Origin of the sequence: Mitsuaria sp. GD03876 (assembly GCF_029840635.1) — a bacterium.
In the GTDB taxonomy this organism is placed as follows: Bacteria; Pseudomonadota; Gammaproteobacteria; order Burkholderiales; family Burkholderiaceae_C; genus Roseateles.
This window is the reverse complement of record NZ_JAOCCU010000010.1, coordinates 142,331-153,254: the sequence shown is the minus strand read 5'-3', so window position 1 is coordinate 153,254 and position 10,924 is coordinate 142,331. Positions and strand designations below refer to the sequence as shown.

Below are 10,924 nucleotides of genomic sequence, written 5' to 3'. Positions count from 1 at the left end.
GGCCGCCAGCGCCGCCGATGCCGCCTGCGCCGCGGAGGCGGCCGAGGCGGCTTCCGCGGCCGCCTGGGCGGCGAGCTGCTCGGCGGACGGCTTCGAGGACGGCCACAGCGCCCAGATCGCCAGGATCAGCACCAGCGCCGCCACGCAGCCGGCGACGCCGAGCCGCGCCGGATCCAGCGCGCGCTGGCCCAGCACCCGGTCCCGGCGCCCCACGAGGACGCGCCGGCGGGCCGGGCCCGCATCGAAGGCGGCGCTGAGCAGCACCAATTCCATCGGCCATGCACCAGCCTGGTTCGGATCGCCGGCCAGCGCGCGCTCGTCGATGTCGACGCGGCGCAGCGGCAACTCGTCCGGCGCATGGGTGAAGCCGTGGTCGAGCGCCATCGCGGCGACGGCCGGGCGCTTCAGGCCGGGGATGAAGTCGTCGACCCAGGCTGGCCGGGGGCCGGTGGCCGGGGTCTTGTTCAGCCAGGGCAGCCGTTGCCAGGGCATCCGGCGGGCGGCCGGCGGCGGCGTGGCGGCCGCGGCGTCCGGCGCGGCGCCGGCCTCCAGGCTCGGCTCCTTGGGCAGCGCCTGCGCCATGAAGGGCAGGGCGACGGCACCGACGGTGTGGACATCGGCGATGCCGATGCGCCGCGCCAGCGGGTGCTTGTTGTGCCAGTTCACCAGCAGCCAGGCGACGACGTCCGGCGACGGGCCTTCCCACGGCACGGCGGGCGCGGCGGCGGGGGCCGGCGCGGCGACGGTCGCCTCCGCGTCCGCGGCCGGCGGGGCGTTGAGGTCGATGTCGGGCGAGGCGGGGGTATCGTCCATGGCGCCGGCCATTGTGCGTCAGCCCTCCGGGCCCCGATCGCCGCGCGACCGGGCGGAACGCCCCGGAATTCGCGGCTTCAGGCCGAGCGCCGACGCGCCGCCCGCGCCCATCCGCGGCGCTTGAGAAGCGGGCACGGGACTTGTATGTTGGATCGCATGCCGACCCCGCCGCCCGCCGATCCGTCCGAGCTTCGTCATGACGTCCGTCGTGACGTCGGCCAGGACGTCGACCTCGCCTCGCGCCGCGATGCCCGGCACCCCGCCCGGGCGCGGCTGCTGCTCGTGCAGGCGCTGTCGGTGCAGCCGCTGGCGGCGGTGCTGGAGGAAGCGGGCTACGAACTGCTGCGCGCCGCCGATCCAGTCGCCGCGGTCGACGGCCTGGCCGCGGGGCCGGCGTTGGTGCTGATGGACATGGCCTTGCCCGAGTTGCCCGAACTGCCCGACTCGCCCGGCCTGCCGGGGGGAGGTCCGGTCGCGCTGTTGCGGCGGCTGGCCGGCGCCGGCGTGCCGGTGCTGACGCTGAGCCGGCCCCACGCCTCGCCGCTGCCGGACGAGCTGCGTGCGGCCGGCGCCGCCGAGTGCCTGGTCAAGCCGGTGCGGATGAGCGACCTGCTGGCGCGCGTCGAAAGCCTGCTGCGCCCGGTCCCGGCCGCGAGTCCGGCCGGCCCGCCGCCGGCGCCGACGACCGGCATGACGGTGCGCGAGCGCGACGGCCATTGCAGCTGGCAGACGCCGCAGGCGCGGGCGCTGATGGCGGCCTATGTCGCGCCGCCGTGGTCGGACCATGCCCGGCTGCCGCCGGAGGTGCTGGCCTGGTTGCACCGCGAGGCGCTGCGGCGGCGGGCCGGCGCCCCGTCGTCGACGCTGACGATCGCGCCATCCGCGCGCGCGCCTGTTGGCCCGGCGGGCCCGGCGCGGCGCCGGCTGTGCTTCACGCTGATGCCGGCTGACGCGTCGGTCGTCGGCGAGGGCCACTGGCTGGTCGGCCTGTGCGAGGTGGACTGAGGCGCGACCTGCGACCTGCGACCTGCGACCTGCGACCTGCGACCGGTGGTCGGTGGTCGGTGGTCGGTGGCCGGGGGCCGTGGCTGGCAACTGGTGACTGGTGACTGGTGACTGGTGGCCGGTGGCCGGTGGCTGGTGGCTGGTGGCCGGTGGCTGGTGGCCGGTGGCTGGTGGCATATCCCGCCCACTGTGGTCCTGGACGCTTTGGCGGGACAATCGCGGATTCGCCGCAGGACTCCCGATGTTCAGTTCCCTCGTTGATCCCGACACCCCGGCCGCGCCGCCGGACGACCGCCAGCGCTTCCTGCGCCTGCTGCGCACCGCGCTGGCCGAGCGCCGTTTCCAGCGCCTGTTGCTGAACCGTCATGAGGGCGAGGACACGTCGATCGAGCGCCTGACGGTGCGCGACATCGAGTTGCGCGGCGAGCGCGCGCTGAGCTTCCTGTGGCGGCACAAGACCAAGGACGTCACCAAGAACCATTCGCTGGACGAGGGCCTCGCGCTGGTCGAGGCGCTGCTGGGCCGCGACTTCCAGCAGGCCCACCTGGACACGCTGGGTGAGGAGGTGCAACTGCGCTTCAGCCGCAAGGGCAAGCCGCTGCTGCAGGTCGGCCGCAAGGGCGCGGCTGCCGGTGCCGCCGGTGCCGCGGGTGCCGGCGCGAAGGACGCGGACGGTGCCCCGGACGGCCAGGCCGGCGGGGCGGGTGACGCCGATGTCGCCGGTGGCGCCGGCAATGCCGGCCCGAGGCCCCCCGCCGGTCACGACCGCGCCAAGCCGCGCGAGCTGGCGATGGACCGCCCGTTCTGGCGCGACCTCGGCGTCACGCATGAGCTCAAGGGCCAGGCCGCGCTGGTGCCGGCGATGGCGCGCAAGTGGAAGCAGATCAACAAGTTCATCGAGATCTTCGGCGCGGCCGTGCGCAAGGCCGGGCTGGACGCGCCGGGCACGCCGGTGCGGCTGGCCGACTTCGGCTCCGGCAAGGGCTACCTGACCTTCGCGATGCATGACTGGCTGCGCGCGCAAGGCCTGGCGCCGCGGGTGCAGGGCGTGGAGCTCAAGCAGGACATGGTGGCGCTGGGCAACGCGGCGGCCGCGCGGCACGGGCTGGACGGGCTGAGCTTCGAGCACGGCGACGTGCGCGAGCGCGGCGACCAGCCGCTGGACGTGATGGTCGCGCTGCATGCCTGCGACATCGCCACCGACCACGCGATGCACTTCGGCCTGCGCAGCGGCGCGCGGATCATCATGTGCGCGCCCTGCTGCCACAAGGAGATCCGGCCGCAGATGACGACGCCGGCGGCGCTGCGGCCGCTGCTGCAGCACGGCATCCACCTGGGCCAGGAGGCGGAGATGGTGACCGACTCGCTGCGCGCGTTGCTGCTGGAGCTGATGGGCTACGACACGCAGGTGATCGAGTTCATCGCGCTGGAGCACACCAGCAAGAACAAGATGGTGCTGGCGGTGAAGCGGGCGCAGGACCTGACCGCGGCGCGCCGGGCCGAGCTGCTCGCGCAGCTCGAGGAGATCAAGCGCTTCTACGGCCTGCGCAGCCAGGCGCTGGAGACGCTGTTGCGCGTGGAAGGGCGGCTGGAAGCCGCCTGAGCGGCGCCTGCGCCTGCGCCCGCGCCTCAAGCGGGCAGCAAGCCTGCCGCCACCGCCTTGGCCACTTCGTTCCGGTGACGCTCGCGCGCGTCCGCGATGTGTCGCGGCACCGCCTTGGCTTCGCCGCGAGGCGCCTTCGGCATCGCCGGCTGCAGGATCCGCCGCAGCGCGGGGGCGTCCAGCAGGCCGTCGCGGTGCATGCCGGCGGCCCAGGCGAACACCGCGCCGATCACGGCCGGACGTCCCTTCAGCAACGCTGCGGCGACCAGCGGGACCGGCTCCGGCGCGCGATCCGGGCTCTCGACGCGCAGCATCATCTCGATGTCCTCGCTCCCGAGCGCCAGGGCCTCGGCCAGGCGCCGTATCAGCGCCAACTCCGCGGCCATCCCGCGCTCGCTGCCGACGAACAGGGACGACTCCAGCGCGCCGGCCAGCCCGCCGTCCTCGCTCAACAGCGGCACGGCCAGCTTGCCGCCGATCGCCTTGCGCAACCCGTCCAGCGATCCGATGACAGCACCGAGGGACCGTTCGTCGATCGCGTCGCGCGCCCGCCCCAGCGGATGCCGCCCGGCGAAGGCCCGCAGCGCCTGGCGGCAAGGCGTCATCGGCACCGGCGGCTTCGCGCTGGCGAGCATGCCCTCGATGCGATCGAGCAGCTCGCGCTGCGCGTTGCGCCTCACGCGCGCGGGATCGCCGTCCTTGTCGATGCCCTTGACGCGGCGATCCTGGTTCATCGCGGCTCCGATGCCGGCCTGGCGGACCACCTGGCGCGACCAGCTGGACGGGAAGCCCGGGGTCCGCCAGTCGCGCAGCAGCACGCCGAGCGCCTCGGCCGCGCGCCGGCGCAGGATCGCGTCGAAGGCACGGTCGAGCACCTCCGCCGACCACTGGCCCGGCAGGTCGCGCATCCAACCCGCCAGCGTGTCGTCGTCCAGTCCGAGGCGGTCGATGACGTGCTCGACGGCGTTCGGCGTCGGCAGTTCCGCCGCGATGGTGCGGACCTTCGACGGCGATGCCATCGAGACCATGTGGTCGACGAGCACCTCCTGCAAGGCCGCATCCATCGGCGCCTCGTCCGGCCGGACCGGTCCGAGCTGCAGGCGCTCGATCTGGCGACCGACCTCCGCCGGCGTCGGCGGGCGCAGGCGGGGTATCGCGCCACCGGCCGCGGCCTCCGTGCGCACGTACAGGCGGCGGTCCTCGAAACGTCCGAGTCGGTGGCGAAGCCCGTCGCTCTCCCAGGTCTCGAGGAGCTGGTCGCGCGGCGGCGGCGCGGCATTCAGGCGCGTCATGTTGTGCCGCAGGTCGATGGCCAGCATGCGGGCGTCGTCGGCCAGGCGCAGCGGCGTCCAGCTGTCCGCCTTCAGGCAGGTCGCGCTGATCGGGTTCAAGGGGCCGAAGCGCGAGCCCAGCGCCAGTGTGGCTTCCTGCAGCGCCTCCAGGTGGCCTTCGCCGCCGACGAGGTCCGGCGTCATGCCGCCGAGGCGTTCCGATACCGCGGCTTTCAGCGACGCCAGGCAGCGGTCCGCCAGGAGGTCGGCGATCGCCAGGCTGTCGATGCGCCGGCCCAGCGCCTGCGCGCAGCGGTCGACGATGTCCTGATGGGCGCGGATGTCGACGGTGAAATGGTCCGCCGGCGTCCCGGGATGGACCAGGCCGGGGAGTCGCAGCGCCTTGGCGAAGGGCAGCAGCACGTGCGGCGTGGCGGCCTCGTGATCGCCCAGCCCGGGCTCGGTCTGCAAGAGGTCCCGCAGGTGCGCCTCCCCCAACTCCGAAAGGGCCTTGCCCAGTTCGGCGGTCAGCGAGCTGCGATGGGCACCGAGCTCCAGCGCGACCCGTCGGCACTCCGCGAGCTGGCGCTCCAGGCACAGGTCGAGCTCGTCCAGGCTGTTCAGGATCTCCTGCCGGACCCCCAGCGGGATGCGCTCATCGCGCAGGTGGCCCGCGATCGCTTCCAACGACTGCTTGTAGTCTGCGCGCAGGTAGTTCATCACCCCCCCGGGGCCGCTGTTCGGGTTCTTGTTGTGGCGCCCGGCGAGCATCGCCATCAGTTCGCGTTCGGCCTTCCCGAGGCGATGCTCTCGTGCGAACGCGAGGATGTCCTGGAAGGTCTCGTCCCATTCGGCCAGGGCCGCCTCGCCTTCCTTGCTCGTCAGGAAGGCGTGACGGACCCTGCCGGTCTCCGCATGAGGGTCCAGCGAGCGGTCCGGCGCGTAATGGCGCGCCTGCCCGTCCGGTCGCACCGGTTTGTCGGGGCCGGCGGCGGCTTGCGCCTCGGCCTCCATCCGGTCGAAGAACGCCGGCTCGAAGCCGTACGTATGGCGGGCGGTCAGGGGCAGGGTCATGGGCATGGGTAGGCCCCCGCCCGGGACGGTTCCCGCGGACGCGGAACGAATCTTGCCGTCCCAGGGGTTCCTCCGCTTCGTTCCTCCGGCGCATGTCCTCCGTCCTCGCTCCGATTCCCGCCCCGGTGCCCTGGCTCGCCCGCCTGCTCGGCGCGGCGCTGCTGATCCTTGGCTTCGTCATGCTGGCCGCCGGGGGCTGGCTCGCTTCGCTGGGCGGCAGCTGGTACTACGCGCTGTCGGGCCTGGCCTGGGTTGTCATCGGCGCCTTGATGTGGGGCCGGCTGCGCGAGGCGGTGCTGGCCTACGCGCTTTACTTCCTCGCCACGCTGGCGTGGAGCCTGTGGGAAGCGGGCCTGGACTGGTGGCCGCTGGGCGCGCGGCTGGGCGTGCCCTTCGCGATCGGCGCGGTGCTGCTGGCGCTGGTGCCGACGATGCGCCGGCACCTGCCGCCGGACGACCCGCGGCGCGTCGCGTGGCGCAGCCCGCCGGCGCTGGCGCTGGCCGCGGCGCTGGGCGCCTTCGTCGTGGTGGCGGTGCTGTCGTGGACGCACGACCGACATGCGCTCGAGGGCACGATGCCCGCCAACGGCCCGGCGCGGCCGCCGGGGGGCGCCGCGTCGGGCGCCGCGGCGATCCCGGACGGCGAGTGGCAGGCCTACGGCCGGACCGGCCTCGGCCAGCGCTGGTCGCCGCTGGCGCAGATCACGCCGGCCAACGTCGGCGAACTGAAGCTGGCCTGGGAGTTCCGCACCGGCGACGTCCGCGGCCGGCCCGGCGATCCGAAGGAGACCACCTTCGAGGTCACCCCGCTGAAGGTGGGCGAACGCCTGTTCCTGTGCACGCCCCACCAGACGGTGCTGGCGCTGGACGCGACGACCGGCCGGGAGCTCTGGCGCTACGACCCGCAGGTGCGCGGCGCACTGGCGCTGCAGCACCTGACCTGCCGCGGCCTGTCCTACCAGCCGCCGCCCGGCCCGATGGCCGCGGCCGGCGCGCAGCCGGCGCCCTGCGCGTCCAAGCTGTTCATGCCGACCTCCGACGCGCGGCTGATCGCGCTGGATCCGGTCTCGGGCAAGGTCTGTCCCGCCTTCGGCAAGGCGGGCGCGGTGGACCTGTGGGCCGGCATGCCCAACGCGAAGCCGGGCGCGTACTACTCGACCTCGCCGCCGGTGGTGACGCGGCGCCTGGTCATCGTCGGCGGCACGGTGCTGGACAACGCGTCGACGAAGGAGCAGTCCGGCGTGATCCGGGCCTACGACATCGACACCGGCGCGCTGGTGTGGAACTGGGATTCGGCGAATCCGGAGGCGACCGCGCCGCTGGCCGCCGGGCAGGCCTACACCGCCAACTCGCCCAACAGCTGGTCGGTCGGCAGCGTCGACGAGGACCTCGGCCTGGTCTACCTGCCGATGGGCAACCAGCCGCCGGACCAGTGGGGCGGCAAGCGCTCGGCCAGCGTCGAGAAGCACTCGTCGTCGGTGGTCGCGCTGGACCTGGCGACGGGCCGCGCGCGCTGGGTCTTCCAGACGGTGCACCACGACCTGTGGGACTACGACGTGCCGGCGCAGCCGGTGCTCGTCGACCTGACGGTGCGCGGCGAGCGCGTGCCGGCGCTGGTGCAGTCGACCAAGCAGGGCGAGCTGTTCGTGCTGGACCGGCGCGACGGCAAGCCGGTGTTCCCGGTCACCGAGAAGCCGGCGCCGCAGGGCGCGGCGGCGGGCGACTTCACCGCGCCGACGCAGCCGGTGTCGGCGATCTCGTTCAATCCGCCGGTGCTGCGCGAGCGCGACCTCTGGGGCGTGACGATGTTCGACCAGCTCTGGTGCCGCATCGCCTTCCACCAGCTGCGCTACGAGGGGCGCTTCACGCCGCCGTCGACGCAGGGCTCGCTGATCAATCCCGGCAACTTCGGCGTCTTCAACTGGGGCAGCATCGCCGTGGACCCGGTGCGCGGCATCGCGTTCACGACGCCGGCGGTGCTGGCCTTCACCTCGCAACTGGTGCCGCGGCGCGACGCGACCTCGCTGCTGGTGCAGGACGACGGGCCGCCCAGCGGCTCGCTGCCGGCGCTCAACGAGAACTTCGGCGCGCCCTTCGCGTCGAAGATGAAGCCCTTCACCTCGCCGCTGGGCGTGCCCTGCCAGGCGCCGCCCTGGGGCACGGTCGCGGGCGTGGACCTCAACGAGGGCAAGGTGGTCTGGCGCCATCGCAACGGCACGGTGCGCGACCTGTCGCCGCTGCCGCTGCCCTTGCGGCTGGGCGTGCCCAGCCTGGGCGGTCCGCTGATGACCGCGGGGGGCGTCGCATTCCTGTCGGGGAGCATGGACAACTACGTGCGCGCCTATGACGTCAACGATGGCCGGACGCTGTGGGAAAGCCGGCTGCCCGCGGGCGGCCAGGCCACGCCGATGACCTACCTCGGCGCCGATGGGCGGCAGTACGTGTTGGTGGTGGCCGGCGGGCACGGGTCGACGGGCACGAAGCCCGGCGACCATGTGCGCGCCTATGCGTTGGAGAAACGCTGAGCGCGCAAGGCGCCGCGGCGTGGCGTGGCCGGGCCCGCCGGTCGCATGAGGCGCGTCAGGCGTCAGGCGCCCGTGTCAGGGCGCCGGTGCGGACCGGCGTGTCGCCAGCGCGCGGCACGAACTGCAGGAGATGGTCCGCCGTGGCCGTGCTGATCCGGCCGTCCTCGACCGCCATGCCCAACGCATCGCGGACGACCTTGGCCTGGGCCGGACTGCATCGCGTCAGCGCGGGGTGGCCGTCGTCGCCCAGGGCCAGCATCAGCTTCAGCAGCTTGCCCGGGGTCATGCTGTTCGCGCCTCCCAGGGTCGCGACAAGCAAGCTGTTCAGATAGGCCGCCAGGGCTTGCGGCGGCGCATCGGCGCGGCACAGCGTCGCCAGCAGCGGTCGGGTGCCTCGGCCCGCCGACAGCAGGTTCAGATAGTCCTCGTCGTTTGGCAGCGCGCCCCCGCGTCGCGCCGCGTGGACGGCGTGGATGTAGGCCGAGACGCCTCGCGGGTCGCTGTCCTGCGCCGCGGCGTGCAGGGCCGTGGTGCCGTCGTTGCGCCACCCCATCATCATGTCGCGCAACTGGGACGAGACGACCAGCTTCTCCCGTCCGGCGTGGGCATGGCCCTCGATCACCGCCTGGAAAGTCGCCACGTTCAGCCGCTGCGCGACGCGCACCGGGGGACGATCGGGAGCGCCTTCGAGCAGAAGGATCGCGCGCTCCCTGGAGATCAGGTCCGCCTTGGCGGCCGCGACGACGCTCCGGATCCAGCCGGCCGTCCGTTCCGCGCCGTCACGGGTGAGCGTCACGTCGTTGATGCCGCCTCCGAAGGGCTGCATCGACTGCAACAGGCCGGGCAACTGCGCCCGGGCCAGCCGCTTCACGCCGTCGTTGCGGCACATCGCCTTCACGCAGGCCTCGAGCGCCGGCGCGCTCCTGGACGTCGCCGCCAGCATGCCGTCGCGCAGCAGGTCGAAATGCGTGTCGGCGTCGAAGCGCTGCCTCCCCCAGCCGTCCCGGCGGTCAGCGATGGCGTCGACGAGCACGCGCGTCATGTCGACGTCGCCGTCGGCGACCGCATGGGCGAGTGGCGTGAGATGGGGACCGTCCGCGTGTCGCGGCGTCAGCGCGACGCGGAAGGCCTGGGTGGGATCGTCCGGGAGCGGCCGCCGCGACAGCACGTCCTTGACCCGCGCCGCCTGGCCCTTCTCGACGGCCTGGGCGAATCGTTCGAGCGCGCTCGGCGGTTCGTGCACGACACGAACGGGATCATCCTCGGGGCCGTCGCCTTCGACGACAACGACATCGGTGTTCAGGAACGGAACGGTGTGCACCGGCATGCGGGCTCCGGAAATGGAAAGGGTGTCAGTCGGGCACCCCCGGGGCCGGTTCAGGAAAAGAGGCCCGGCCCTCGGGAAGGGCCGGGCCGGGCTCAGGCGCGGAGCAAGCCGAGGATCCTCCGCGCCGCGGTCTCGGACATGCGCCACTCCGGCGCCGCCGCCACCACGCGCCGGATCGCCGCGGCGTGCGCGGGACCGGCGCGTTCGATGGGGAACTTCCCGGTGTCGTCCCGCTCCAGCAGGACGCCGGCCAGCGTGTCGTGCGGGACGCGGCCCGTTCGCTCCGCCTCTTCCAGCGCGAGGAGATAGGCGCTCAGGCGCGCGGCGTCTTGCCGGGGCTGCTGGCAGAGATGGGGCAGCACGGGATGGCCGGACGCGGTCTTCGTGACCAGGTCCAGGTACTCCCTCTCGGTCAGCGCATCGGCCAGGCGCGCGCCGAACGCCATGTCGAGGAAGGCCTGGAGGTGCCGGAGGTTTCCCTGTCTGTACACGACGTCCGGCAGGCTCAAGCCCTCATCGGTGGTGGACAGCAGCCTGAGGAAGTCCGGCCCCTTCAGGGCGCCGACGGCGGCGCAGTCCTTGAAGCCGGCCATGACGGCCGCGAACTCCCGGCCTGTCGGATCGCCCTGCTTCAGCGCCCGATGCGGGAGCGGCGCCGCGGAAGGGGCGCCCAGCAGCATGCGGACGCAGGCGTGCGGACTGATCAACCCGGCGGCGGCGAAGGCGCTCACCCGGCCCATCCATCGCGCCGTGGCGGCAGGGCGCCGGCTGTCGACGGCCCAGGTCTTGTGACGCAGGGCGTCGGGACAGGTCAATGCCAACGCGGAGCCGACGTTCGCCTCCGACCACTTCGCGGCGCCCCGGACCAGCAGTCCCGAGCGCTTGGTCTTGATCCGCGACAAGGCATGCAGATAGGGGGCGGCCGCCGGGTTGTCGGGCCGCAGGTCGCAGTCGCCCATCGCGCCGAGCAGCCGGGTGAGGTGGGTGGCGGGATCGATCTCGCGCCGGTCGGCGGCCTGCCGCAGGTCGGCGATCAGGCGTTCCAGCGTGACGGCGTCGCCGACGCGCAGCGCCGCTCGCAGTTCGGTGTCGGCCCGCGCGTCGGCGCCGTCGAGTGGGTCGAGCTGGTCGAGGTCCTCGACCATGTCGTAGCCGGGCTCGACGGGAACGGGCGAGGGGGTGGGGGAAACAGGGAAGACCGGCGGCATGGGCATCTCGGCAAGTGACTGAAGCCAGTCAGTTGACGAGCTCGTCCGCCGCGGTTCGCGACGTGGCGCAAGGTCGACGCGGGAACAAAAAAGCCCGA

The 10,924-nt window shown here is 73.4% G+C and carries 6 protein-coding genes and 1 pseudogene; 3 read left to right on the top strand and 4 right to left on the bottom strand.

Features of this window, described 5'->3' with window-relative positions; genetic code table 11:
- Positions 1-813: pseudogene (locus N5D62_RS08780) on the bottom strand (hypothetical protein); the annotation flags it as partial.
- Positions 814-969: 156 nt separating this feature from the next.
- Between N5D62_RS08780 and N5D62_RS08775 the strand changes: the two are divergent.
- Together N5D62_RS08775 and N5D62_RS08770 are read left to right on the top strand one after the other, a co-directional pair.
- A complete protein-coding gene (locus tag N5D62_RS08775) occupies positions 970-1,818 on the top strand; it encodes a hypothetical protein (protein WP_279757323.1) in 849 nt (282 codons plus the stop codon).
- 241 nt (positions 1,819-2,059) lie between these two features.
- On the top strand, positions 2,060-3,421 hold the full coding sequence (locus N5D62_RS08770) for an SAM-dependent methyltransferase (RefSeq protein WP_279757321.1): 1,362 nt from the start codon (positions 2,060-2,062) through the stop codon (positions 3,419-3,421).
- Positions 3,422-3,447: 26 nt separating this feature from the next.
- On the opposite strand, the gene N5D62_RS08765 is transcribed toward N5D62_RS08770, so the two are convergent.
- The gene (locus N5D62_RS08765; RefSeq protein WP_279757320.1) at positions 3,448-5,766 is read right to left on the bottom strand and encodes a hypothetical protein; all 2,319 of its coding nucleotides are present in this window, start codon (positions 5,764-5,766) and stop codon (positions 3,448-3,450) included.
- A 92-nt stretch (positions 5,767-5,858) separates the two neighbouring features.
- Between N5D62_RS08765 and N5D62_RS08760 the strand changes: the two genes are divergently transcribed.
- Entirely contained in the window at positions 5,859-8,291 is a 2,433-nt protein-coding gene (locus N5D62_RS08760; protein ID WP_279757319.1) for a membrane-bound PQQ-dependent dehydrogenase, glucose/quinate/shikimate family, read from the top strand.
- 55 nt (positions 8,292-8,346) lie between these two features.
- On the opposite strand, the gene N5D62_RS08755 is transcribed toward N5D62_RS08760, so the two are convergent.
- Entirely contained in the window at positions 8,347-9,765 is a 1,419-nt protein-coding gene (locus N5D62_RS08755; RefSeq protein ID WP_279757318.1) for a hypothetical protein, read from the bottom strand.
- Positions 9,711-10,826: a hypothetical protein gene (locus tag N5D62_RS08750; protein WP_279757317.1), complete on the bottom strand. Its 1,116-nt coding sequence runs from the start codon at positions 10,824-10,826 to the stop codon at positions 9,711-9,713. Before N5D62_RS08750 ends, N5D62_RS08755 begins: the two co-directional genes overlap by 55 nt.
- Positions 10,827-10,924 lie beyond the last annotated feature (98 nt).

Excerpts from the sequence above, each read along its gene's own strand:
- N5D62_RS08775 (WP_279757323.1), top strand. The coding sequence starts at position 970 with ATGCCGACCCCGCCGCCCGCCGATCCGTCCGAGCTTCGTCATGACGTC.
- N5D62_RS08770 (WP_279757321.1), top strand. The coding sequence starts at position 2,060 with ATGTTCAGTTCCCTCGTTGATCCCGACACCCCGGCCGCGCCGCCGGAC.
- N5D62_RS08765 (WP_279757320.1), bottom strand. The coding sequence starts at position 5,766 with ATGACCCTGCCCCTGACCGCCCGCCATACGTACGGCTTCGAGCCGGCG.
- N5D62_RS08760 (WP_279757319.1), top strand. The coding sequence starts at position 5,859 with ATGTCCTCCGTCCTCGCTCCGATTCCCGCCCCGGTGCCCTGGCTCGCC.
- N5D62_RS08750 (WP_279757317.1), bottom strand. The coding sequence starts at position 10,826 with ATGCCGCCGGTCTTCCCTGTTTCCCCCACCCCCTCGCCCGTTCCCGTC.